Source organism: Azospirillum sp. OGB3, assembly GCF_014192915.1.
In the GTDB taxonomy this organism is placed as follows: Bacteria; Pseudomonadota; Alphaproteobacteria; order Azospirillales; family Azospirillaceae; genus Azospirillum.
Genome location: NZ_JACHYN010000002.1, coordinates 272,808 through 296,482, shown reverse-complemented (window position 1 = coordinate 296,482; position 23,675 = coordinate 272,808). Strand labels below are relative to the sequence as shown.

Genomic DNA, 23,675 nt, shown 5'->3' with positions numbered 1-23,675 from the left:
CGTGCGGTGGTAGGACCGGAGAAGCTAAGCCCCGCCGCCCGCGCAGACAAGCGACTCGCGCGCATGGGTGGGGGGCTTGCGCTTTAATCCCCTCTCCCGCCCCGGGAGAGGGTGGCGCCGAAGGCGCCGGGTGAGGGTCGTTCGAGAATCGTGGGCTGATCCTTGCCTGTACCCTCACCCTTCCCGTGCGGCGCACGGGCCCCTTCCCTCCCCCGGGGCGGGGGAGGGATTCCTCACGCCTCCTCGTAGCCGCCGCCGCCCGGAGTCTCGACGACCAGCACGTCGCCCTCCCCCATCGCCGTCTTGTCCTGGGGGCCGAGTTCGTCCACCGAGCCGTCGGTGCGCTGGACCCAGGTGCGCCCGATCTGGCCGGGGGCGCCGCCCTTCAGGCCGAAGGGGGGCACGCGGCGGTGGTTGGACAGGATGGCGGCGGTCATCGGCTCCAGGAACTTCAGGCGCCGCACCACCCCGTCGCCGCCGCGCCAGCGCCCCGCCCCGCCCGATTCGCGGCGGATGCGGAAGCTGTCCAGCAGCACCGGGAAGCGCCATTCCAGCACCTCCGGGTCGGTCAGGCGCGAGTTGGTCATGTGGGTGTGCACCGCGTCCGTGCCGTCGAAGCCGGGACCGGCGCCGGAGCCGCCGCAGACCGTCTCGTAATACTGGTAGCGCTCGTTGCCGAAGGTCGTGTTGTTCATCGTCCCCTGGGCCGAGGCCAGCACGCCGAGCGCGCCGTACAGCGCGTCGGTGACGCACTGGCTGGTCTCCACATTGCCGGCCACCACCGCGGCGGGGTAGCTGGGCGACAGCATGGTGCCCGGCGGGATGACGATCTCGATCGGCTTCAGGCAGCCCTCGTTCATCGGGATCTCGTCGTCCACCAGCGTGCGGAAGACGTAGAGCACCGCCGCCCGGCACACCGCCGTCGGGGCGTTGAAGTTGCTGGTGAGCTGCGGGCTGGTGCCGGTGAAGTCCACCCGCGCCGACCGCTCGTCCTTGTCGATGGTGATGCGGACCTTGATGACCGCGCCGTTGTCCAGCTCCTGCACGAACTCGCCGTCGGTCAGAACGTCGATGACGCGGCGGACCTGCTCCTCGGCGTTGTCCTGGACCAGCTTCATGTAGGCGTTGACCGTCTCCAGCCCGAACTGGGCGACGATGCGGCGCAGCTCCCGCGCCCCCTGCTCGTTGGCGGCGATCTGGGCCTTCAGGTCGCCCAGGTTCTGCGCCACGTTGCGCGCCGGCTGCGGCCCGGCGGTGAAGAGGGCGACGACCTCCTCCTCCAGGAAACGGCCGCGCTCGACGAGCTGGATGTTGTCGAGGAGGACGCCCTCCTGGTCGATCGTCGTGCTGTCCGGCGGCATCGAGCCGGGGGTGATCCCGCCGACGTCGGCGTGGTGCCCGCGCGAGGCGACGTAGAACAGCACCCGCTCGCCGGCTTCGTCGAAGACCGGGGTGATGACGGTGATGTCCGGCAGATGCGTGCCCCCGTGGTAGGGGTCGTTCAGCATGTAGACGTCGCCGGGGTTCATCTCCCCCTGGCGCCGCTCGACGATGGCGCGCACGCTCTCGCCCATGGAGCCGAGATGCACCGGCATGTGCGGGGCGTTGGCGATCAGACCGCCGTCGGCGTCGAACAGGGCGCAGGAGAAGTCCAGCCGCTCCTTGATGTTCACCGAATAAGCGGTCTTCTCCAGCGTGAAGCCCATCTGCTCGGCGATGGACATGAACAGGTTGTTGAAGACCTCCAGCATCACCGGGTCGGCCCTGGTGCCGATGGCCAGGCGCTGCGGCAGCTCCTCGAAGCGGGTGAGCACGAGGTGGTTCTTGCGGGTCACCTCTGCGATCCAGCCGGGCTCGACCACCGTCGTGGCGATCTTCTCCCGGATGACGGCGGGACCGGTCACCCGGTTGCCGGGCTGGAGCTGGTCGCGGTCGTAGACCGGCGCCTCGCGGTCGGCGCCGCCGGTGTGCAGGGTGACGGTGGCGAGGCGGCGCGGCAGGGCGCCGGTGACGCCGGGCAGGTCCTGGTCGTCGGCGCTCTCGGTGCGGCCCACCGCCTCCACCGACACGGCCTCGACCACCAGGGCCTTGCCCTCCATCATGAAGCCGTAGCGCTGGCGGTGCGCCGCCTCGAAGGCCGCGGCCATGGCGTCGAGCGGCCCGAAATCGACGACCAGCGGGCTGTCGGAGCCCTCCACCTTGATGTGCGCCTTGCGCAGGACGGCGAGACGGTCCTCCGGCACGCCCTGCCGGGCCAGCTCCATGCGCCCCTCGGCCTCCAGCGCGGCAAGCGTGACGGTCAGCTCGTCCACCAGGGCATCGTCGAGCCGGGCCTCCACCGCGCGCTCGCGGATCGCCACCGTGTCGGCGAGGCCGATGCCGTAGGCGGACAGCACGCCAGCGTGCGGGTGCAGGAAGACCTTGCGCATGCCCAGCGCGTCGGCGACCAGACAGACATGCTGCCCCGCCGCCCCGCCGAAGCCGTTCAGCGTGTACTGGGTGACGTCGTAGCCGCGCTGGACCGAGATCTTCTTGATGGCGTTCGCCATGTTGTCCACGGCGATCTTCAGGAAGCCCTCGGCCACCTGATGCGGGGTCATCTCGGTGCCCAGCGCCTCGTTCACCTCCTCGGCCAGCTCGGCGAACTTCTCGCGCACAACGGCGGCGTCGAGCGGCTGGTCGGCCTCCGGCCCGAAGACGTGGGGGAAGAAGTCGGGGTGCAGCTTGCCGACCATCACATTGCAGTCGGTCACGGTCAGCGGCCCGCCGCGGCGGTAGCAGGCCGGGCCGGGGTTGGCCCCGGCGCTCTCCGGTCCGACGCGGAAACGGGTCCCGTCGAAGAAGCAGACCGAGCCGCCGCCCGCCGCCACGGTGTGGATGTGCATCATCGGGGCGCGCATCCGCACCCCCGCCACCACCGTGTCGAAGGCGCGCTCATACTCCCCGGCATAGTGCGACACGTCGGTGGAGGTGCCGCCCATGTCGAAGCCGATGACCCGGTCGAAGCCGGCCATGCGCGCGGTGCGCACCGCCCCGACGATGCCGCCCGCCGGGCCGGAGAGGATGGCGTCCTTGCCCTGGAACCAACGCGCGTCGGTCAGCCCGCCGTTCGACTGCATGAACATCAGCCGCACGCCGGAAAGGTCCCCGGCCACCTGCTCCACATAGCGGCGCAGGATCGGCGACAGGTAGGCGTCGACCACCGTGGTGTCGCCGCGCCCGACGATCTTCATCAGGGGGCTGACCTGATGGCTGACCGACACCTGGGTGAAGCCGATGGAGCGGGCCAGCGCCGCCACCTGCTTCTCATGATCCGGGAAACGGTAGCCGTGCATCAGCACCACCGCGGCGGCGCGGAAGCCGTCCTGGTAGGCCTGCTCCAGCTGGACCCGCACGGCGCGCAGGTCCACGGCCTTCAGCACCGTGCCGTCGGCCTTGATCCGCTCCGGCACTTCGGCCACCCGCTCGTACAGCAGCTCGGGCAGGACGATGTGGCGGGCGAAGATCTTCGGACGGGCTTGGTAGCCGATGCGGAGCTGGTCACCCAGCCCTTCGGTGATCAGCAGCAGCGTGCGCTCGCCCTTGCGCTCCAGAAGCGCGTTGGTGGCGACGGTGGTGCCCATCTTCACCGCCTCGACCGCTTCCGCCGGGATCGGCTGGCCGGCGGCGAGGCCCAGCAGGTCGCGGATGCCCTGGATGGCGGCGTCGCGGTAGCGTTCCGGATTCTCCGACAGCAGCTTGTGCGTGACCACCGACCCGTCCGGGCGTTTGGCCACGATGTCGGTGAAGGTACCGCCACGGTCGATCCAGAACTGCCACCGGCCCTGCGCTTGGGACGCCATACCCCACTCCCTGATGTTTCCGATTTCCGGGGAGTGTGACGATACGCCGCCGCAGGTCAAGCCGGGGAGGACGAAAGGGTGGGATGCGTCCCCTTTCCCTCTCCGTCCGGTCAGGCCGCCTTGAGCAGCGCGGGCAACCTGTCCAGCACGGCGTTCACCGCACCCGCCCCGTCCTCGAACGCCTCGAGCGCCAGCGAGAACTGCGAGGGACGCGGCAGGTCGATGGTGATGGCGAACTCCCCGCCGTCCCGCTCCATGTGCCCGCCGAAGCGGCGCGACAGGGCGCGCATGCGGGTGTTGTCGGCCAGGCACATCATATGGACCTGCCGGATGCCCCGGTTGGCCGCGATGGCCAGTGCGCGGCGGACCAGGGTGGAGCCGACGCCCCGCCCCTGAAGCCCCTTCTCGACGCTGATCGCCAGCTCCGCCGCGCCGGGCCACAGCAGCCGGTCGAAGCACAGCTCCACCGCACCGCGCAGCGCGCCGCGGTCGAACAGGCCGAGCAGCGTGGTCCGCGTCCAGTCGAGCGAGTCGCAATGCGCGACGATAACCTCGTCGGAGACGGTGCCGGTGAAGCGGGCGTAGCGGTCCGCCTTGTCCAGCCGCAGCAGATGCGCGCGGTACGGACCGCGTTCGGCGGGGAGAAGCTTGCGGATGGCGGACATGGGGGGACTCGTGGCGCTGGTGATTCGGGACATCGCACCGCTTCGCGTCGTCCGCTTCCCCCAATCGGCGGCCTGGGCTGGCCCCCTTCTTGTTGCGGCGCAACATGGCGAAGGCGAGGCCAAAGGGCAAGACTTCTGGCGATGACGGCACGGCTCTGTTGCAGTGCAGCAACATTCCGCCCCGCCGGAAAATCCCATACCCCCAACGGATGAAAAGGGCGCGGCGCGCGAAGATTTTGGGAAACAACGAAAAAGTATGGGCCGGTTGGCGCGGTGCCGGACTGCCGGTATGCTGCTCCAGCGGTCGAAAGGCGGATAAAAATGAGCATCTGGGGCAGCGTCCTGGGCGGGGCGGCCGGTTTCACCATCGGCGGGCCGATCGGGGGCCTGATCGGTCTGGCCGCCGGCTATGCGGTGGGGCGCGGCATCCGCGGCCTGTGCGGCCCGGCGGATGGGACTAAGTCCATCGCCTTCACCATCGGCGTGATCGCCCTGTCGGCGAAGATGGCCCGCGCCGACGGCGTGGTGAAGCGGGTGGAGGTGGACACCTTCAAGCGCCTGTTCCGCGTCCCGCCGGAGGAGCTGGACACGGTGGGCCACGTCTTCGACCTCGCCCGCAAGGACACCCACGGCTTCGAGGAATACGCCCAGCAGATCGCCGGCCTCTTCGAGGACCGCCGTGCCGTGCTGGAGGAGCTGCTCGACAGCCTGCTGGCCATCGCCGAGGCCGACGACGAGCTGCACGAGACGGAAGTCGAGTATCTGCGCACGGTCGCCCATATCTTCGGCTTCAGCGACGAAGAGTTCGAGCGCATCGTTGCCGGCCACCACATCGCCGGCACGCCGAACGAGACCGATCCCTACGGCGTGCTCGGCGTCTCCCGCCGGGCCAGCGACGAGGCGATCAAGGCCGCGCACCGCCGTCTGGTGCGCGAGCATCACCCCGACGTGCTGATCGCCCAGGGCATGCCGCAGGAGTTCGTGGATCTGGCGACGCAGAAGATCGCCGCCATCAACGCCGCCTTCGACCGGATCGAGAAGGAGCGCGCGCGGGGGTAAGAGGTGGTTTCGTTGGGGCCCCCCTCCCAACCTCCCCCCGCTTCGCAGGGGGAGGAGCCATTCCCTCCCCTGCGATAGCGGGGGAGGGTTAGGGTGGGGCCCCCGGCGCAACCACCCCCCCGTCCCTCCCCGTGCATCCCCGCCCCGGCGCAATCGGGTGTCGCGGGCCTGCGGACCGCACGCTATATAAGCACACCTCCGCACACCGCACCGTTGGGTCATGGCTCCTCCCGCTCCGATCACCGCGCTCCAGGGCGTGTCCGTCACCTTCGGTGGCCGTCCGCTGTTCGAAACCATCGACCTGTCCATCGGGCGGGGCGACAAGGCCTGTCTGGTCGGGCGGAACGGGTCCGGCAAATCGACGCTGATGAAGGTGCTGGCCGGCATGATCCAGCCGGACGGCGGCACCGTCTTCACCCAGCCGGGCGCCCGCATCGCCTATCTGCCGCAGGAGCCGGACTTCACCGGTTGCGCCACCGTCCACGACTACGTCGCCGCCGGCCTGCCCGCCGACGAGCGGGACGAGACGCACCGGGTGGACGCCGTGCTGGACCGGCTCCAGGTGCCCGGCCATCTCGACCCCAACACGCTGTCGGGCGGCGAGGCGCGGCGCACCGCGCTGGCCCGCACGCTGGTCGGCGCCCCCGACGTCATGCTGCTCGACGAGCCGACCAACCACCTCGACCTTCCCACCATCGAGTGGCTGGAGGAGGAACTGCTGGCCTACCGCGGCGGTCTGCTGCTGATCTCGCACGACCGCAGCTTCCTGAACCGGCTGGCCAAGCGCACGCTGTGGCTGGACCGCGGCACGGTGCGCGCCACCGACCGCGGCTTCGCCGAGTTCGAGACCTGGCAGGCCGAGGTGTTCGAATCGGAGGAGATCGCCGCCCAGAAGCTCGACCGCAAGATCGAAGGCGAGATGAAGTGGCTGCGCGAGGGCATCTCGGCGCGGCGCACCCGCAACATGGGCCGTGTGCGCGCCCTGCTCCAGCTCCGCACCGACCGCGCCGAGCGCATCAAGGGCGGCCAGCAGGCCAAGCTCGCCGTTGCCGAGGCCGAGCGCGGCGGGCGTCTGGTCATCGAGGCCGAGCACATCTCGAAGGGCTTCGACACGGCGGACGGCCGCAAGACCATCGTCAACGACTTCTCCACCCGCATCCTGCGCGGCGACCGGGTCGGGCTGATCGGGCCGAACGGCGCCGGCAAGACCACCCTGCTGAAGATGCTGACCGGCCAGATGGAGCCCGACAGCGGGACGATCCGGCTGGGCACCAACATGGAAACCGCCTATTTCGACCAGCGGCGCGACGGGCTGGACCCCGAGGACACCATCCGCAAGGTGCTCTGCCCGTTCGGCGGCGACAGCGTGATGGTCAACGGCCAGCCGCGCCACGTCGCCGGCTACATGCGCGACTTCCTGTTCGACACGCGCCAGCTCGACAGCCCGGTCAAGGCGCTGTCCGGCGGTGAGCGCAACCGGCTGCTGCTCGCCCGCCTGTTCGCGCGGCCCAGCAACATGATGATCCTCGACGAGCCGACCAACGACCTCGACATGGACACGCTGGACCTGTTGGAGGACGTGCTCGGCGACTATCAGGGCACGCTGCTGCTGGTCAGCCACGACCGCGACTTCCTCGACCGGCTGGTCACGAGCACCATCGCGGTGGAGGGGGACGGCGTGATCGCCGAATATCCCGGCGGCTATTCCGACTATCTGGTGCAGCGCCCGCCGCCCAAGGAGAAGGCCGCCGCCCCGGCCAAGGCGAAGCCCGCCGCCGCCCCGGCCGCCGCCAAGCCGAAGGGCAAGCTCAGCTACAAGGACCAGCGCGAGCTGGACGACCTGCCCGCCCGCATGGACAAGCTGACCGCGGAGGTGGCGAAGCTTGAAGCCGCGCTGGCCGACCCCGACCTGTTCGCCCGCGACGCCGCCAAGTTCCAGAAGACATCCGATCAGTTGCAGGCGAAACAAAGTGAGCTGGCCGCCGCCGAGGAGCGCTGGCTGGAGCTGGAGGCCCTGCGCGAGGAGCTGGAAGGCGGCCGCGGATGAGTCTGCGCGACTCGCTGCTGGCGCTCCTGGTCATGGCGATCTGGGGCCTGAACTTCGTCGTCGCGAAATGGGGGCTGGCCGAGTTCCCGCCCCTCTTCATCATGGCGCTGCGCTTCATCGCGGTGGCGGCGCTGATCCTGCCCTTCAAGCGCATTCCCTGGAGCGCGGTGCCGCCCATCGCCCTGCTGTCGCTGACCCTGGGGACCGTGCATTTCCCGCTCATGTTCAGCGGGCTGAACGGCATCGACGCGGCGACCGCCTCGCTGGCGGCGCAGGCGCAGGTGCCCTTCTCCTCCCTTCTTGCCGCGCTGGTCTTCAAGGACAAGCTGGGTTGGCGCCGCGCCGCCGGGATGGCCGCCGCCTTCGCCGGCGTCATGGTCATCGCGGGGGAGCCGCGGCTGTCCGGGTCGCTGCTGTCGCTGTTCATGATCCTGGGCGCCAGCTTCGCCTTCGCCGTCGCCAGCGTCCAGATGAAGCTGATCGTCGGGGTGGACGGCTTCGCGCTGAACGGCTGGATGGCGCTGTTCGCCGCCCCGCAGTTGCTGTTCCTCTCCTTCCTGTTCGAGGAAGGGCAGATGGCGGCGCTGTCCGGCGCGACCCTGTGGGGCTGGGGCTCCATCGCCTACATGGCGGTGGGCGTGACCATCGGCGCCTATGGGATGTGGTACCCGCTGCTGCGCAAATACTCGGTCAACCAGACCATGCCCTTCCTGCTGACCGTTCCGGTCTTCGGCGTGCTGGCGGGTGTTCTGCTGATGGACGATCCCTTCACGCTGCGGCTCGTCCTGGGCGGTCTGTTGACCGTGGGCGGCATGGCCGTCATCGTGAAGCGCCGCCCGACGACGGTGGCGGAGAAGGTCACGAATCCGACCTGAGGACACCATGATGCGCACGGGCACCGGATGCATCGACCGCCCCTCCCCCAACCACGGGCCGCGGCCCGAGGGCGTGGGGGTGGAACTGCTGATCCTCCATTACACGGGGATGCCCACCGCCGAGTCGGCGCTGAGCCGGCTGTGCGATCCCGCCGCCCAGGTCAGCGCCCACTACACGGTGGATGAGGACGGCGCCGTCCACGCCCATGTGCCGGAGGACCGGCGCGCCTGGCACGCCGGCCTGTCCTCCTGGCGGGGCCGGGCCGACGTGAACAGCCGCTCCATCGGAATCGAGATCGTCAATCCGGGGCACGAGTTCGGCTACCGCCCCTTCCCTGCCGTCCAGATGGCCGCCGTGGCCGATCTCTGCCTGGACATCATGGGGCGTCATGGGATCGCGCCGGCCGACGTGCTCGGCCACAGCGACATCGCCCCCGCCCGCAAGGAGGACCCCGGCGAGCTGTTCGACTGGCCGGGGCTGGCGGCGCGCGGAATCGGGCTGTGGCCGGAGCCCACCCCGGCGGACGATCTGGCGGACGACTCGGCGGATTGCGCGGAGGATGTGGCCGCGCTTCTCGGACGCTATGGGTACGACACCGCCGAATCGCGGGCCCTGCTGTCCTTCCAGCGCCATTTCCACCCCGAGCGCCTCACCGGGGAGCCCGATCCGGAGACGCTGCGCCGTCTGCGCGCGCTGCTGCGGATGACCGGGCGCTGAGATTCCGAATCACTCCCGAACACCGTTGCGAATCGAACGGCGACCCTATACACAGTGCCCCGCCAGATGGCCGGATGGCCGCCTTCGACCTTTTGGATCGGGGGAGGAAAGTCCGGGCTCCACGGAAACACGGTGCCGGCTAACGGCCGGCGGGGGCGACCCTAGGGAAAGTGCCACAGAGAGCAAACCGCCACCGGCCTCGCGCCGGCGGTAAGGGTGAAAGGGTGCGGTAAGAGCGCACCGCGCGCCTGGCAACAGGGGCGGCACGGTAAACCCCACCGGGAGCAAGACCGAATAGGGGCGGCACGGCCCGCCATCTCCCCTGATCCTTGATCGGTTGGGATGGTTTGGGGCCAAGCGCGTTTCCGCGCCGCCGCCCGGGTTGGTTGCGTGAGGCGCCGGGCAACCGGCGTCCCAGATGAATGGCCATCCATCAGGGTAACCTGAGGACAAAACCCGGCTTACAGGCCATCTGGCGTTTATCCCCACCACCTCCGGATCACCGGACACCCCTTTTCCGCAGCGCGGGCTGGGATGGCGCCCCCTTGTCCACAGATGTCCCCAGCTTCATCCACAGGCGGTGGATAACTGTGGGGCAAATTCCCATGCCGTCCCATGCCCAACCACAGCAGGTTACCCCAGCAGGCTATACCATTCGTAGGGTGCGATTCGCCTTTATGGAAAGCCACATGGTGGGAACCATTCGCGGGACTCACGGAACATCCTGCGAACTCTGTGGGGCAACGCCGCGTAATCGCTCATTAGCGCGCTGGTATATTGCCGATTCTCGCCGATTCGGTTCACCTATTTGCACGCTGGCAACACATCGCCCCAAAAGTCTTGACAGCACCATATGAATACTGGAGGGGGCGTTGACGCCCAAACTGTCCCATGCTATCCCATGAAAGCCCAGTTCGGAGGGGGAACTACCCAACCAAGGTAGCCAAACCGGGCGCGTTCAGCGGCAAGAGCGGATAGGGCTTCGCGACGGCGAAGACCGGCAACGGGATAAGGGGGGGCGTTCGTCAGGCCGATGGCCATTTTCCTGTCCACATACGTCAACAAAGTTGACAGGAAAGGCCGCTGCTCCATCCCGGCGCAGTTCCGGCAGTCGCTTGCCAAGACGTCGGCTCCCGGCACCGTCTACCTCTGGCCTTCGCTGAATCATCAGGCGCTGGAAGGCGCCGATCAGGATTATCTCGATGTGCTTTCCGAAAGCCTGGAATCCCCCGATCTGGATTCGGACGAGCGCGACATGATCGAGACCTTCATCTTCGGCAAGCTGATCCCCGTCTCGCTGGACACCGAAGGCCGGATCGTCCTGCCCAAGGAACTCGCCGAATTCGCCGGAATCGACGAGGAAGCCGCCTTCATCGGCCGCCGCAAGACCTTCCAGATCTGGGAGCCCGGCGCCCTGAAGGCCCATGAACAGACGCTGCGCGACCAGGTCGTGCGCAAGGACATTTCGCTGAGCCAGATCGTCGCCAAGGCGTCCCGCGCCGCCGCCGGCCGGGGAGGGGAGGGCGCATGACCGTGAAGCCCCCTGCCCCCGCCCCCGTCTCCTCCGTCCCGGATTCGCCGCACATCTCCGTCCTGCTGAACGAGGTCGTGGACGCGCTCTCCCCGCGCGACGGCGGCGTCTATGTGGACGGCACCTTCGGCGCCGGTGGCTATTCCCGCGCGATTCTCGACCGGGCCGATTGCCGGGTCTGGGGAATCGACCGCGATCCCGAAGCCATCGAACGCGGTCGCCAGCTCGCCCTCGCCTATCCGGGCCGGCTGGAGATCGTCGAAGGCCGATTCGGCGACATGGACCGGCTGCTCGCCGAGCACGGGGTCGAATCGGTGGACGGCGTGGCGCTGGACATCGGCGTTTCCTCCCCGCAGATCGACGAGCCGGAGCGCGGCTTCTCCTTCCGATTCGACGGCCCGCTCGACATGCGGATGGGACGCGATGGGCCGACCGCCGCCGACGTGGTGAACACCGCCACCGAGGCCGAGCTGGCCGACATCGTCTTCCATTACGGCGAGGAGCGCATGGCCCGCCGCGTGGCCCGCGCCATCGTCGCCGCGCGTCTGGACACGCCGTTCGCGCGCACCAAGCAGCTGGCCGACGTGGTGCGGTCGGTGGTGCCGAAGGGGAAGGGCGACGCCATCGATCCGGCGACCCGCACCTTCCAGGCGCTGCGCATCCATGTGAACGACGAGCTGGGCGAGCTGCGCCGCAGCCTCGCCGCCGCCGAATCGCTGCTGAAGCCCGGCGGCCGCCTCGCCGTCGTCTCCTTCCATTCGCTGGAGGACCGGGAAGTGAAGACGTTCCTGAAGGAACGCTCCTCGCCCCCGCCCTCCCCGTCCCGACACGCGCCGAGCCTTGCGGCGGACGCGCGCTCCCCATCCTTCCGGCTCCTGTCGCGCAAGCCCATCGTGCCGACGGACCAGGAAGCCCACAGCAACCCACGCGCGCGCTCTGCCCGGCTGCGCGCGGCAGAACGCACGGCGGCGCCGGCCTATCCGGCGCCCGGCAAGGAGGCGGCATGAAATACAAATCCGCACTTTTCTGGGGTGGCCTGATCGCCGCCGCCGGCTTCGTCCTGTTCGAGACCAGCTACGAGGTTCAGGAGCTGGAGGAAAAGCTTGGCTCGCTCAACCGCAAGATCATGGTGGAGCAGGAGGCCATCCAGGTCCTCAAGGCCGAGTGGAGCTTCCTCAACGACCCGACCCGTCTCGAAACCCTGTCACGCGAGCATCTGGCGCTGCAGCCGACCGAGGCGCGCCAGTTCGTGGCGATGACCATCGTGCCGATGCGCCCCTCCCCCACCGTCGCGCCGGAGGAGGCCCCGCTGCCGCCGATGGTCCGCAACCAGACGCCGGGCAAGACGCCGAACGTGGCGACCGCCTCCACCGGGGACAGCGTCGTGGGAGGCGGCGCCATCGTGCAGGGCGGCGTTCAGGGCGGCGTGGTGATCCCGGCCTCGGCCTCGCCGATCAAGCCGGCCCCGATCAAGCCCTCGGCCATCGTGCCCGCCTCGGCCAAAGTCCCACCGCTCCCCTCCGCCGCCAAGTCGGCCCCGGCGCCCGTGGTGACCACCAGGCCGACGGAGGTCGCCACCAAGCCGCCGGTCACCTCCCGGACGCTGGCGCCGCCGCCCGCGGCCCGTCCGCAGCCGCAGCAGGCCGGCTTCCAGGCCGCCCCGCCCCCGGCCGCTCCGGCCCAGCATGACAGCATCGGTCTTCTCGTCGCCCGTCTCGGAGCCAACCGATGAGCGTTCCGCCGCCCGGCATCGATCCCGCGCACGGCGCCTACAGCGTCCCGCCCCCGGCCTCCAAGCCGCGGACGTCGCTGTCGGTCGCGCTGGAGCAGAGCCGGAACCGGTTGATGGTGACCGCGGCCATGGTCGCCGTGGTCTTTACCGCCATCGGCGTGAAGCTGGTGGACGCGACGCTGTTCAACCACGCGGCGGAACCGCGCCCGCGCATGGCCGCGGAGGTCGACGCCCCGCCGGTCAACCGCGCCGACATCGTGGACCGCAACGGCAACCTGCTGGCGACCTCGCTCGCCACGCAGTCGCTCTACGCCGACCCGAAGCTGGTGAGCCGGCCGGACGAAGTGGCGCGCAAGCTGTCCACCGCCCTGCCGGAGCTGGATTACAAGGACCTGCTGACCAAGCTCAGCGGCGACAAGCGGTTCGTCTGGATCAAGCGCAACCTGACGCCCAAGCAGCAGGCAGCCGTGTTCCGGCTGGGCCTGCCCGGCGTCTATTTCGAACGGGAGGAGCGCCGCTTCTACCCGGCTTCCAACCTGACCTCGCATCTGGTCGGCTTCACCGGCGTGGACAACAACGGCCTCGCCGGGCTGGAGCAGCAGTTCAACAAGCGGCTGACCACCGACCCAAAGCCGCTGCAACTTTCGATTGATCTGCGCCTTCAGCACATCATGAAGAAGGAATTGCAGACGACGATCGAAGAATTCAGCGCCATCGGCGCCGCCGGCATCATTTACGATGTCCGCAACGGCGAAGTCATGTCCATGGTTTCGCTGCCCGACTTCGATCCGCACAACCCGACGGGACTTGACCCGGACACGCTGTTCAACCGCGCGACGCTCGGCGTGTACGAAATGGGCTCCACCTTCAAGATCTTCAACACGGCGATGTCGCTGGATTCGGGCAAGATCCGCGTGTCCGACACCTTCGACACCATCAACAACATCAAGGTCGGCCGCTTTACGATCCGCGAATTCCACGCGTTCAAACACAACCTGACCGTGGCGGAGGTGTTCCAAGAATCGTCGAACCTCGGGTCGGTGCGCATGGCGCTGACGCTCGGCGTGCAGCACCAGAAGTCCTTCATGACCAAGCTGGGCATGACCCGCCCGACCTCGCTGGAACTGCCGGAGAACGGCTGGCCGCTGGTGCCGAATCCGTGGCGGGAGGTCAACGCCATGACCATCTCCTTCGGCCACGGCATGTCGGTCAGCCCGATGCACACGGTCAACGCCGCGGCCTCGATCATCAACGGCGGCGTGCTGCACCCGCCGACCCTGCTGAAGCGCGACCCCGCGGTGGAGGTGCCGGGCGAACAGGTCATCAGCCCGAAGACCTCGGCGATGATGCGTCGCCTCTTCCGCTTCGTGGTCACCGACGGAACGGCGAAGTCGGCCAACGCCAAGGGTTACGTCGTCGGCGGCAAGACCGGCACGGCGGACAAGCAGAAGGGCCGGAGCTACGCCCGGAACTCCCGCATGTCATCGTTCCTCGGGGCCTTCCCGATGCACGACCCCCGCTACATCGTCTATGTCCTGATCGACGAGCCGAAGGGCACCAAGAAGACCTACGGCTTCGCCACCGGCGGCTGGGTTGCCGCCCCCGCGGTCGGCCGGATCGTCAAGCAGATCGGTCCGCTGCTGGGCGTCCAGCCGGTGGACGAGGCTTCCCCCGACGTCATCAACGCCACCTACATCAACACCGCCGGTCAGACGACCCCACCCGCACCGCCGCCTCCGCCCGCGCAACCGAAAGGCAGCACCGTTGCTTCTGTCCCACCTGCTGGCAACAAGCCGCGCTGACGCGGCGGCCTCCTCCATCGAGGTGCCGGCCGTCCATGTGACCGGGCTGACCGCGGACAGCCGCGCGGTCAGGCCCGGTTTCGTCTTTGCCGCCCTGCCTGGCGCGAAGGCGGACGGGCGCGCCTTCATCGCCGACGCGCTCGCCAAGGGCGCCGTCGCGGTGGTGGCGCCCATCGGGACCGCCCTGCCCGCCGGCAGCGCCGCGACGCTGATCACGGACGAGCAGCCGCGCCGCCTCTTCGCACGCCTCGCCGCCGCCTTCCACGGGCGGCAGCCGGACACCGTGGTCGCCGTGACGGGGACCAACGGCAAGACCTCCACCGTGCAGTTCGCCCGCCAGATGTGGGACCTCATGGGCCTGAAGGCGGCCAGCCTGGGGACGCTGGGGCTGATCGGGCCGGGGCTGGACGATTACGGCGGGATGACCACCCCGGACCCGGTGTCGCTCCACCGCGATCTCGCCGTCGTCAAGGACAAGGGGATCGAGCATCTGGCGATGGAGGCGTCCAGCCACGGGCTGGAGCAGTTCCGACTCGACGGCGTGGTCCTGAAGGCCGCCGGCTTCACCAACCTGACCCGCGACCATCTGGATTACCACGGCACGATGGAGGCCTACCTCCAGGCCAAGGCGATGCTGTTCGGACGGGTGTTGCCCGATGGGGGAACCGCCGTTCTGAACGCCGACAGCGGCACCTTTGCCGAACTTGCCGGGATTTGTTCACAGCGCGGTCACCGCGTCTTCGGATACGGTCTGGCCGGTCGCGAGATCCGGGTGAACGGGGTCGAGCCGCTGGCTCACGGCCAGCGCCTGGACCTGACGGTCCTGGGCCGCGACATCACCGTGGACCTGCCGCTGGCGGGCCGCTTCCAGGCGTGGAACGTGCTGTGCGCGCTCGGCCTGGTGATCGGCTCCGGCGCGGACCGTGACGAGGCTCTGGCCACCCTGACCCGCCTGGAAGGCGTGCCGGGGCGCCTGCAGCACGTCGCCACCCACCCCTGCGGGGCGGCGGTGTATGTCGATTTCGCCCACACGCCCGACGCGCTGGAAACGGTGCTGCTGGCGCTGAAGCAGCACGCCCGGAACCGCCTGATCGCGGTGTTCGGGTGCGGCGGCGACCGCGACCGCGGGAAGCGGCCGGTGATGGGGGAGCTTGCCGGCCGTCTGGCCGACCGCGCCATCGTCACCGACGACAACCCGCGCACCGAGGTGCCGGCGGCCATCCGCAAGGAGGTCCTGGCGGGCCACCCGGCCCTGGAGGAGATCGGCGACCGGCGCGAGGCCATCCGCGCCGCCGTCCGCAGCCTCCGGCCCGGTGACGTCCTGGTCATCGCCGGCAAGGGACATGAGCATGGTCAGATCGTCGGGACGGAAGTCCTTCCCTTCGACGACGCGACCGAGGCACGAGCCGCCGTGGCAGAGGTTGGAGCAGCATGAGCGAGGCCAAGACCGTCCTGTGGACCGCCGAGGACGCCGCCGCCGCCACCAGCGGCCAGGCGACGCGCTCCTGGGCGGCGACCGGGGTCAGCATCGACAGCCGCAAGGTGGCGCCTGGCGACCTGTTCGTCGCCATCAAGGGGCCGAACTTCGACGGGCACGACTTCGTCGCCAAGGCGCTGGAGGCCGGCGCCGCCGCGGCGCTGGTCAGCACCGTGCCGCCGGGCGTGCCGGGCGACGCCTCCCTCCTGGCGGTGGAGCAGGACACGCTGGCGGCGCTGGGCGATCTCGGCCATGTCGCGCGGCTGCGCACCCAGGCCAGGGTGGTGGGCGTCACCGGCTCGGTCGGCAAGACCAGCACCAAGGAGGCGCTGCGCCACGTCCTGTCGGCGCAGGGCCGCACCTTCGCCACCGAAGGCAGCCTGAACAACCATTGGGGCGTGCCCCTGTCGCTGGCCCGCATGCCGGAGGACAGCGAGTTCGGCGTGTTCGAGCTGGGCATGAACCACGCCGGCGAACTCGGCCCGCTGTCGCGGCAGGTGATGCCCGACGTCGCGGTCATCACCACGGTCGAGGCGGCGCATCTGGAGTTCTTCGACTCCGTCGAGGCGATCGCCGACGCCAAGGCCGAGATCTTCGAGGGCATGAACCCCAACGGGGTCGCCGTCCTCAACCGCGACAACCCCCATTTCGCCCGTCTGCTCGCCGCCGCGCGCACCCAGGGGCTGAGCCGCATCTGGAGCTTCGGCTCCCACGCCGACGCCGATGCGCGTCTGATGGAGTGCTCGCTGCACGCCACCTGCAGCGCCGTGACCGCGGTCATCCGGGGCGAGCGTATCCAGTACTGTCTGGCCTTGCCCGGCCGGCACTGGGTGATGAACAGCCTCGCCGTCCTGCTGGCGGTCAAGGCGCTGGGTGCCGACGTCGCCGCGGCGGCCCGCGCGCTGTCCACCATCGCACCGGTCAAGGGCCGCGGCACGCGCAAGCGCGTCCAGGCCGCAAGGGGCGCCTTCACGCTGATCGACGAGAGCTACAACGCCAGCCCCGCCGCCATGACCGCGACCTTCGCGGTGCTCGGCAAGATCGACCCCGGCGCGGGCGGCCGGCGCCTCGCCGTGCTGGGCGACATGCGGGAACTGGGGGACCGTGCCGACGCCCTGCACGCCGCGCTGGCCGAACCGCTGCGCGCCGCGCATGTGGACGCCGTCTACGCCTGCGGCCCGCACATGCGCGCCCTGTTCGACCGCCTGCCCGCCGCCCTGCGCGGCGCCTGGACGGAAACCAGCGCCGAACTGGCCCCCCTCCTGGCCGGTGCGGTGCGCGGCGGCGACGTGGTGCTGATCAAGGGTTCGCTGGGCAGCCGCATGGCAACGGTGGTGGACGCCCTGTCCGCCCTGGACACCAAAGACAGCAAACAAACTGACAAGAACAACAACGGCTCCTCGCCCGCGGCTGACACGGATCAGACCGCGGCGCACGGGCACAAAGGCTGACCGCTTCACGATGCTCTACAACCTGCTCTTTCCTCTGGCGGATGTCTTCACGCCGTTCAACCTGTTCCGGTATCTGACCTTCCGGACGGGAGGCGCGGTGCTGACGGCGCTCGTCATCAGCTTCGTGTTCTTTCCGCGCCTGATCGCGTGGCTGAAGCGCAAGCAGGGCGAGGGCCAGCCGATCCGCTCCGACGGGCCGGAAAGCCATGCGAAGAAGAAGGGCACGCCCACCATGGGCGGCCTGATGATCCTGATCGCCGTGTCGATCAGCACACTGCTGTGGGTCGACCTGACGAACGCCTACACCTGGATCGTGCTGCTGGTGACGATCGGCTACGGGCTGATCGGCTTCGGCGACGACTACCTGAAGCTGACCAAGCGCAACACCAAGGGGCTGTCGGGCCGCTTCCGCCTGACCTGGGAGATCATCATCGGCGTCTCCGCCGCCGCCGCCATCATGTATGTGTCGGCGCCGCCGCTGTCCGGCGGTCTGGCCGTGCCCTTCGTCAAGGATTTCCTGATCCAGCTTTCCTGGTTCTTCATCCCCGTCGGCGCCTTCGTCATGGTCGGCGCGTCGAACGCGGTGAACCTGACGGACGGGCTGGACGGCCTCGCCATCGTGCCGACGATGATCGCGGCGGGCTGCTTCGGCCTGATCGCCTACCTCACCGGCAACGCGATCTTCGCCAACTATCTCCAGATCCACCATGTGCCCGGTGCTGGTGAGCTTGCCGTTTTCTGCGGGGCTCTGGTCGGTGCGGGGATCGGATTCCTCTGGTACAACGCGCCCCCCGCCATGGTCTTCATGGGCGACACCGGCTCGCTGGCCCTCGGCGGCGCGCTGGGAGCCGTCAGCGTGGTCACCAAGCACGAGATCGTGCTGGCGATCATCGGCGGCCTGTTCGTGCTGGAGACCGTGTCGGTGATCGTCCAGGTCGCCTCGTTCAAGCTGACCGGAAAGCGCGTGTTCCGCATGGCGCCCCTGCACCATCACTTCGAGAAGAAGGGATGGGCGGAGTCCACCGTGGTCATCCGCTTCTGGATCATCGCCTCCATCCTGGCCCTCGTCGGCCTGTCCACGCTGAAGCTCCGCTGAGGGTCGCCGCCCGATGATCAACCTGTTCTACATGGAAGGACTGCCGGTGGCGGTCATGGGGCTGGGCAAGTCGGGCCTCGCCACGGCGGAGGCGCTGACCCAAAGCGGCGCCGACGTGTGGGTGTGGGACGACAACGAGTCCAGCCGCGCCGCCGCGCTCGACAAGGGCTACAAGGTCGTCGACCTGACCACGGCGGACCTGACCGAGCTGACCACCATCGTCTGGTCGCCGGGCATCCCGCACACCCACCCGAAGCCCCACCCGGTGGCGCTGCGCGCCCGCGCAGCGAACATCGAGCTGGTCTGCGACATCGAGCTGCTGGCCCGGTCGGAGCGCGATTCGGCCTACATCGGCATCACCGGCACCAACGGGAAGTCCACCACGACGACCCTGATCGGCCATGTGATGGAGGCCGCCGGACGGCGCATCGCGGTTGGCGGCAACCTGGGCACCCCGGCGCTGACCTTCCCCTCCGTCGGGGCCGGCGGCAGCTACGTGCTGGAGATGTCGAGCTACCAGCTTGAGCTGACCTATTCGATCACCTTCGACGTGGCGGTGCTGCTCAACATCACGCCGGACCATCTGGCCCGGCACGGCGGCATGGACGGCTACGTCGCGGCCAAGAAGCTCGTCTTCCACCGCCAGACCAAGCCGCGCACCGCGGTGATCGGCGTGGACGACCCGACCTGCCGGGCGATCTGGGAGGAGCTGAAGGCCAAGGGCGACCAAGTGATCTGGCCGGTCTCCGCCCTGGGTCCGGTGCCCGGCGGCGTCTACGCCGCGGACGGCTGGCTGGTCGACGACACCTTCGGCGCCGCGGAGCGCGTGGCCGAACTGGCCGCCTTCCCGGCGCTGCTCGGCACCCACAATTGGCAGAACGCCGCCGCGGCCTTCGCAGCCTGCAAGGCGGCGGGCGTGCCGACCCCGGCCATCGTCGCCGCCATGACCACCTTCCCCGGCCTCGCCCACCGCCAGCAGCTGGTGCGGACCATCGACGGCGTGCGCTTCGTCAACGACAGCAAGGCGACCAACGCCGATGCGACGGAAAAGGCCCTGGCGACCTTCGACCCGATCTACTGGATTCTTGGAGGTCAGGCGAAGGAGACCGGGCTGGACGGTCTGGAGGCCTACGCCCCGCGCGTCCGCCACGCCTTCCTGATCGGCGAGGCGTCGGACCGTTTCGCCGTGTGGCTGGAGGCCAACAAGGTCCCACACACCCGCTGCGGCACGCTGGACGTTGCGGTCAACGCCGCGGCGGAGCTGGCGCTGGCCAAGGCGCTGCCCGGCGCCTGCGTGCTGCTGTCGCCGGCCTGCGCCTCCTGGGACCAGTTCGCGAATTTCGAGAAGCGCGGCGAGGCCTTCGCCGACGCCGTGAACCGTCTCGAAGGCAACGCCGTTCCGGGGGACCGCGCCTGATGATCACCTTCGACCGCACCGACCAATCCATCTTCGGCCGCTGGTGGTGGACGGTGGACCGCTGGCAGCTCGCCGCGCTGGCGGTGCTGATGGCGCTCGGCACGGTCCTGATCACCGCGGCCAGCCCGCCGGTGGCGGAGCGCATCGGCATCCAGGACACCTTCTACTTCGTCGAACGCCACCTGATGATGCTGATCCCCAGCGTTGCCATCATGTGCGGCGTCTCGCTGCTCAGCCCGCGCGGCGTGCGGCGGGCAGCGCTGGTGGTCTTCCTGATTTCGGTGGCGATGGTCTACGCGACGCTGGTCGTCGGCGTCGAGATCAAAGGCGCGCGGCGCTGGATCCACATCCCCGGCCTTTCGATCCAGCCGTCGGAGTTCGTGAAGCCGGCCTTCGCGGTGGTCGGGGCGTGGCTGTTCTCGCTGTCGCGCACCAACCCGGGCTTCCCCGGCACGATCCTGTCGATCCTGCTCTACGGCCTCACCGTCGGCGGTCTGCTGCTCCAGCCCGACCTGGGCATGACGGTGGTGGTCTCGGCGGTGTGGTTCTCGCAGTTCTTCCTGGCCGGGCTGAACATCATGCTCGTCGGCGGCCTCGGCGTGCTGGGTGTGGCCGGCCTCGTCGGCGCCTATTTCACGCTGCCGCACGTCCACAGCCGCATCAACCGCTTCCTCGATCCGTCGAGCGGCGACACCTATCAGGTCAGCCGCTCGCTGGAGGCCTTCGCCAACGGCGGGCTGATGGGCACCGGCCCCGGCCAGGGAACGGTGAAATATTCGCTGCCGGACAGCCACGCCGACTTCATCTTCGCCGTCGCCGGCGAGGAGATGGGGCTGATCTTCTGCCTGATCATCATCATCCTGTTCGCCTTCATCGTGCTGCGCGGCTTCGCTCGGGTGTTCAACGACACCAACTACTTCGTGCTGCTGGCGGCGAGCGGCCTGCTGATCCAGTTCGGCCTCCAGGCGGCGATCAACATGGGCTCCGCCCTGCATCTGATGCCGACCAAGGGCATGACGCTGCCCTTCATCTCCTACGGCGGCTCCTCGCTGCTGGCGCTGGGCTTCGGCATGGGCATGGTGCTGGCGCTGACTCGCAAGCGCTTCGGCCCGGCGGAGTGACGACGATGGCCGACACCACCCAACGCCCCATCATCCTGGCCGCCGGCGGCACCGGCGGGCACTTCTTCCCGGCGGAAGCGCTGGCGCGCGAGCTGCTGGCCCGCGGCGAGGCGGTGGCGCTGGTCACCGACAAGCGCGGCCAAGCCTTCGGCGACAGCCTGCCGGAGGTGACGGTCCACCGCATCCGCTCCGCCGCCCCCGGCGGCAACCTGCTGGCCAAGATGAACGCGGCGTGGCAGATGGGCCTCGGCCTGCTCGGCGCCAACGCGCTGATGCGCCACCTGAAGCCGGCGGCGGTCGTCGGCTTCGGCGGCTACCCCTCCGTCCCCACGGTCTACGCCGCCGCGCAAGGCCGCGTGCCGGTGATGCTGCACGAGCAGAACGCCGTGCTGGGCCGCGCCAACCGGATGCTCGCCGCCGCCGCGCGGCGCATCGCCGTCGCCTTCCCCGAGGTCGCCTCGGTGAAGGAGGAGCACCGGTCGCGCCTCGTCCGCACCGGCAACCCGGTCCGCCCCGCCATCGCCGCCCAGCGCGATGCCGCCTATGCCGTTCCCGCCCCCGGCGGCCCCGTCCGCATCCTGGTGATGGGCGGCAGCCAGGGCGCGCGCGTCTTCTCCGAAGTCATCCCCGAAGCGCTGGGCCGGCTGCCCGCCGATCTCCGCGCCCGCATCCATCTGGCGCAGCAGTGCCGGCCCGAGGACCTGGAGGCCGCCCGCCGCTCTTACGCCGGCATGGGCCTCGGCGGGCTGGAACTGGAGAGCTTCTTCCGCGACGTGCCGGACCGGCTGGCCGCCTGCCACCTCGCCGTCACGCGGGCCGGCGCCTCGACCATCGCCGAACTGACCTGCATCGGGCGCCCGGCCATTCTTGTGCCATATCCGCATGCCATGGACGACCACCAGACGGCCAACGCGCGGCAGCTCGCCGCCGCCGGGGCCGCCTGGGTGATGGCGCAGCCGGACTTCACCGCCGACGCGCTCGCCGCCCGCCTGACGGCGCTGCTGGAGTCGCCCGACGCGCTGACCGCCGCGGCGCAGGCCGCCCACGGCTGGGGCATGGCCGACGCCGCGCGCCGGCTGGCCGACGCCGTGCTCGACATGATCGCCAACCCGAACCACGCCCGAACCAAGGAAGCCGCGGAATGATTAAGGCAACGCGCAGCACCATCGCACGCCCCCGCTCGTCCCGGCCCCCCTCGTCCCGGCCCCTGGGCGACTGGCCGGCGGACATGACCCGGACCGAAGGCGCCTGGAGCAACCGGCCCGACTGCCCGCTGCTGCCGCGTGCCGGCGCCGGCTTCCTGCGCGACCGGCTGCACGTCACGATCGGTTCCCAGCCCCTTCCCTACGGCCTGTCCGACATGGCCGTGGACGCCACCCTCAGCCTGATGCTCCGCCGCGGAAAGTAATCCAGACATGCGCGCCCTCCCCCTCTCGATCGGCACCATCCATTTCGTCGGCATCGGCGGCATCGGCATGAGCGGCATCGCCGAAGTGCTGCGCAACCTCGGCTACACCGTCCAGGGCTCCGACCTGGCGGAGAGCGCCAACGTCAAGCGGCTGCGCGGGCTGGGCATCCAGATCAGCATCGGCCACCGCGCGGAGAACATCGCCGGTGCCGCGGTCGTCGTCGTCTCCTCCGCCGTCAAGCGCGACAACCCGGAGGTCGTCGCCGCCCGCGCCGCCCTGGTCCCGGTGGTCCGCCGCGCCGAGATGCTGGGCGAGCTGATGCGCCTGAAATGGGCCATCGCCATCGGCGGCACCCACGGCAAGACCACGACGACCTCGATGGTCGGCAACATGCTGGAGCACGCCAACCTCGACCCCACGGTCATCAACGGCGGCATCATCAACGCCTACGGCACCAACACCCGGCTCGGCTCCGGCGACTGGATGGTCGTCGAGGCGGACGAGAGCGACGGCACCTTCATCAAGCTGCCGGCCTGCATCGCCGTGGTCACCAACATGGACCCGGAGCATCTGGACTATTACGGCACCTTCGACAACATGCGGGCCGCCTTCGACAGCTTCGTCCAGAACATTCCCTTCTACGGATTCGCCGCGCTCTGCATCGACCATCCCGAGGTGCAGGCGATGATCCCGCGCGTGTCGGACCGCCGCATCATCACCTACGGCTTCAGCCCGCAGGCCGACGTGCGCGCCGTGAACATGCGGCTGGGCACCGAGGGTGCGGAGTACGACGTGGTGATCGACGACCGCCACACCGGGGAGAGCCGGACCATCATCGGCGTCCGCCTGCCGATGTACGGGCCGCACAACGTCCAGAACTCGCTGGCCTGCTTCGCGGTGGGCAACGAGATGGGCTTGCCCGACGTGGTGATGCGCGACAGCATGGCGAAGTTCCAGGGCGTCAAGCGCCGCTTCACCAAGACCGGCGAGTCGAACGGCATCACCGTCATCGACGATTACGGCCACCACCCGGTGGAGATCGCCGCCGTGCTGAAGGCGGCGCGCACCGCCGGCACCGGCCGCACCATCGCCGTCGTGCAGCCGCACCGCTACTCGCGCCTCGCCAACCTGTTCGAGGAGTTCTGCACCTGCTTCAACGACGCCGACGCGGTGATCGTGGCGGACGTCTACGCCGCCGGTGAGCAGCCGATCGAGAACGTCAACCGCGACAGCCTCGTCGAGGGCCTGCGCATGCACGGCCACCGTCAGGTGCTCGCCCTGCACGGCCCGGACGAACTGCCTCAGCTCATCCGTGAGATCGCGCGGTCCGGCGACCTCGTGGTCTGCCTGGGCGCCGGCAACATCACCCAGTGGGCCAACGCCCTGCCGGGCGAGCTGGACAAGCTGTCGGGCAAGGCGTGACGGGTTTTCCG

Annotated in this window: 18 protein-coding genes and 1 other RNA gene; 17 read left to right on the top strand and 2 right to left on the bottom strand. The window is 69.5% G+C overall.

Features of this window, described 5'->3' with window-relative positions; genetic code table 11:
* Window positions 1-233: 233 nt before the first annotated feature.
* Window positions 234-3,842, bottom strand: coding sequence for a hydantoinase B/oxoprolinase family protein (locus FHW79_RS05230; RefSeq protein WP_183177962.1), 3,609 nt, complete (start codon window positions 3,840-3,842; stop codon window positions 234-236).
* Between the two features lie 110 nt (window positions 3,843-3,952).
* Complete coding sequence (locus FHW79_RS05225) at window positions 3,953-4,507, bottom strand: GNAT family N-acetyltransferase (protein ID WP_183177961.1); 555 nt, start codon at window positions 4,505-4,507, stop codon at window positions 3,953-3,955.
* 321 nt (window positions 4,508-4,828) lie between these two features.
* Here FHW79_RS05225 and FHW79_RS05220 point away from each other — a divergent pair, with 321 nt between their 5' ends.
* The 17 genes from FHW79_RS05220 (at window position 4,829) to murC (ending at window position 23,664) form a co-directional block, all read left to right on the top strand.
* Window positions 4,829-5,566 (top strand): TerB family tellurite resistance protein, encoded by a 738-nt coding sequence (locus tag FHW79_RS05220; RefSeq protein ID WP_183177960.1) that lies wholly within the window; start codon window positions 4,829-4,831, stop codon window positions 5,564-5,566.
* Window positions 5,567-5,786: 220 nt separating this feature from the next.
* Window positions 5,787-7,613 (top strand): ATP-binding cassette domain-containing protein, encoded by a 1,827-nt coding sequence (locus FHW79_RS05215; protein ID WP_183177959.1) that lies wholly within the window; start codon window positions 5,787-5,789, stop codon window positions 7,611-7,613.
* Window positions 7,610-8,488 carry an EamA family transporter gene (locus FHW79_RS05210; protein ID WP_183177958.1) on the top strand — a complete coding sequence of 293 codons (879 nt, stop codon included), beginning with the start codon at window positions 7,610-7,612 and terminating at the stop codon, window positions 8,486-8,488. The genes FHW79_RS05215 and FHW79_RS05210 overlap by 4 nt, the downstream gene beginning before the upstream one ends.
* A gap of 7 nt (window positions 8,489-8,495) precedes the next feature.
* On the top strand, window positions 8,496-9,206 hold the full coding sequence (locus FHW79_RS05205) for an N-acetylmuramoyl-L-alanine amidase (protein WP_183177957.1): 711 nt from the start codon (window positions 8,496-8,498) through the stop codon (window positions 9,204-9,206).
* A 62-nt stretch (window positions 9,207-9,268) separates the two neighbouring features.
* Window positions 9,269-9,686, top strand: an RNA gene (gene rnpB / locus FHW79_RS05200) — RNase P RNA component class A.
* A gap of 553 nt (window positions 9,687-10,239) precedes the next feature.
* Window positions 10,240-10,737 (top strand): MraZ family transcriptional regulator, encoded by a 498-nt coding sequence (locus tag FHW79_RS05195; protein WP_038526524.1) that lies wholly within the window; start codon window positions 10,240-10,242, stop codon window positions 10,735-10,737.
* Window positions 10,734-11,744: a 16S rRNA (cytosine(1402)-N(4))-methyltransferase RsmH gene (gene rsmH, locus FHW79_RS05190; RefSeq protein ID WP_183177956.1), complete on the top strand. Its 1,011-nt coding sequence runs from the start codon at window positions 10,734-10,736 to the stop codon at window positions 11,742-11,744. The genes FHW79_RS05195 and rsmH overlap by 4 nt, the downstream gene beginning before the upstream one ends.
* A complete protein-coding gene (locus FHW79_RS05185) occupies window positions 11,741-12,469 on the top strand; it encodes a hypothetical protein (protein WP_183177955.1) in 729 nt (242 codons plus the stop codon). Before rsmH ends, FHW79_RS05185 begins: the two co-directional genes overlap by 4 nt.
* Window positions 12,466-14,271: a penicillin-binding protein 2 gene (locus tag FHW79_RS05180; RefSeq protein ID WP_183177954.1), complete on the top strand. Its 1,806-nt coding sequence runs from the start codon at window positions 12,466-12,468 to the stop codon at window positions 14,269-14,271. Before FHW79_RS05185 ends, FHW79_RS05180 begins: the two co-directional genes overlap by 4 nt.
* On the top strand, window positions 14,234-15,706 hold the full coding sequence (locus tag FHW79_RS05175) for a UDP-N-acetylmuramoyl-L-alanyl-D-glutamate--2,6-diaminopimelate ligase (protein WP_348984046.1): 1,473 nt from the start codon (window positions 14,234-14,236) through the stop codon (window positions 15,704-15,706). The genes FHW79_RS05180 and FHW79_RS05175 overlap by 38 nt, the downstream gene beginning before the upstream one ends.
* The gene (locus FHW79_RS05170; RefSeq protein ID WP_183177953.1) at window positions 15,703-17,199 is read left to right on the top strand and encodes a UDP-N-acetylmuramoylalanyl-D-glutamyl-2,6-diaminopimelate--D-alanyl-D-alanine ligase; all 1,497 of its coding nucleotides are present in this window, start codon (window positions 15,703-15,705) and stop codon (window positions 17,197-17,199) included. Before FHW79_RS05175 ends, FHW79_RS05170 begins: the two co-directional genes overlap by 4 nt.
* Before the next feature lie 10 nt (window positions 17,200-17,209).
* Window positions 17,210-18,295: a phospho-N-acetylmuramoyl-pentapeptide-transferase gene (mraY, locus tag FHW79_RS05165; RefSeq protein WP_035675379.1), complete on the top strand. Its 1,086-nt coding sequence runs from the start codon at window positions 17,210-17,212 to the stop codon at window positions 18,293-18,295.
* 13 nt (window positions 18,296-18,308) lie between these two features.
* A complete protein-coding gene (gene murD / locus FHW79_RS05160) occupies window positions 18,309-19,712 on the top strand; it encodes a UDP-N-acetylmuramoyl-L-alanine--D-glutamate ligase (RefSeq protein WP_183177952.1) in 1,404 nt (467 codons plus the stop codon).
* On the top strand, window positions 19,712-20,833 hold the full coding sequence (gene ftsW, locus FHW79_RS05155; RefSeq protein WP_183177951.1) for a putative lipid II flippase FtsW: 1,122 nt from the start codon (window positions 19,712-19,714) through the stop codon (window positions 20,831-20,833). The genes murD and ftsW overlap by 1 nt, the downstream gene beginning before the upstream one ends.
* Window positions 20,834-20,838: 5 nt before the next feature.
* Window positions 20,839-21,978 carry an undecaprenyldiphospho-muramoylpentapeptide beta-N-acetylglucosaminyltransferase gene (gene murG / locus FHW79_RS05150; RefSeq protein ID WP_183177950.1) on the top strand — a complete coding sequence of 380 codons (1,140 nt, stop codon included), beginning with the start codon at window positions 20,839-20,841 and terminating at the stop codon, window positions 21,976-21,978.
* Window positions 21,975-22,241 carry a hypothetical protein gene (locus FHW79_RS05145; RefSeq protein WP_183177949.1) on the top strand — a complete coding sequence of 89 codons (267 nt, stop codon included), beginning with the start codon at window positions 21,975-21,977 and terminating at the stop codon, window positions 22,239-22,241. The genes murG and FHW79_RS05145 overlap by 4 nt, the downstream gene beginning before the upstream one ends.
* Window positions 22,242-22,248: 7 nt before the next feature.
* A complete protein-coding gene (murC, locus tag FHW79_RS05140; protein WP_183177948.1) occupies window positions 22,249-23,664 on the top strand; it encodes a UDP-N-acetylmuramate--L-alanine ligase in 1,416 nt (471 codons plus the stop codon).
* The last annotated feature ends 11 nt before the right edge of the window (window positions 23,665-23,675 follow it).

Bases quoted from the DNA above. Each gene is read 5' to 3' on its own strand.
- FHW79_RS05170 (WP_183177953.1), top strand. From the start codon at position 15,703: ATGAGCGAGGCCAAGACCGTCCTGTGGACCGCCGAGGACGCCGCCGCC.
- FHW79_RS05225 (WP_183177961.1), bottom strand. From the start codon at position 4,507: ATGTCCGCCATCCGCAAGCTTCTCCCCGCCGAACGCGGTCCGTACCGC.
- murC (WP_183177948.1), top strand. From the start codon at position 22,249: ATGCGCGCCCTCCCCCTCTCGATCGGCACCATCCATTTCGTCGGCATC.
- rsmH (WP_183177956.1), top strand. From the start codon at position 10,734: ATGACCGTGAAGCCCCCTGCCCCCGCCCCCGTCTCCTCCGTCCCGGAT.
- FHW79_RS05185 (WP_183177955.1), top strand. From the start codon at position 11,741: ATGAAATACAAATCCGCACTTTTCTGGGGTGGCCTGATCGCCGCCGCC.
- mraY (WP_035675379.1), top strand. From the start codon at position 17,210: ATGCTCTACAACCTGCTCTTTCCTCTGGCGGATGTCTTCACGCCGTTC.
- FHW79_RS05210 (WP_183177958.1), top strand. From the start codon at position 7,610: ATGAGTCTGCGCGACTCGCTGCTGGCGCTCCTGGTCATGGCGATCTGG.
- FHW79_RS05145 (WP_183177949.1), top strand. From the start codon at position 21,975: ATGATTAAGGCAACGCGCAGCACCATCGCACGCCCCCGCTCGTCCCGG.
- FHW79_RS05195 (WP_038526524.1), top strand. From the start codon at position 10,240: ATGGCCATTTTCCTGTCCACATACGTCAACAAAGTTGACAGGAAAGGC.
- FHW79_RS05180 (WP_183177954.1), top strand. From the start codon at position 12,466: ATGAGCGTTCCGCCGCCCGGCATCGATCCCGCGCACGGCGCCTACAGC.
- murG (WP_183177950.1), top strand. From the start codon at position 20,839: ATGGCCGACACCACCCAACGCCCCATCATCCTGGCCGCCGGCGGCACC.
- FHW79_RS05205 (WP_183177957.1), top strand. From the start codon at position 8,496: ATGATGCGCACGGGCACCGGATGCATCGACCGCCCCTCCCCCAACCAC.
- FHW79_RS05230 (WP_183177962.1), bottom strand. From the start codon at position 3,842: ATGGCGTCCCAAGCGCAGGGCCGGTGGCAGTTCTGGATCGACCGTGGC.
- FHW79_RS05215 (WP_183177959.1), top strand. From the start codon at position 5,787: ATGGCTCCTCCCGCTCCGATCACCGCGCTCCAGGGCGTGTCCGTCACC.
- FHW79_RS05220 (WP_183177960.1), top strand. From the start codon at position 4,829: ATGAGCATCTGGGGCAGCGTCCTGGGCGGGGCGGCCGGTTTCACCATC.
- ftsW (WP_183177951.1), top strand. From the start codon at position 19,712: ATGATCACCTTCGACCGCACCGACCAATCCATCTTCGGCCGCTGGTGG.
- murD (WP_183177952.1), top strand. From the start codon at position 18,309: ATGATCAACCTGTTCTACATGGAAGGACTGCCGGTGGCGGTCATGGGG.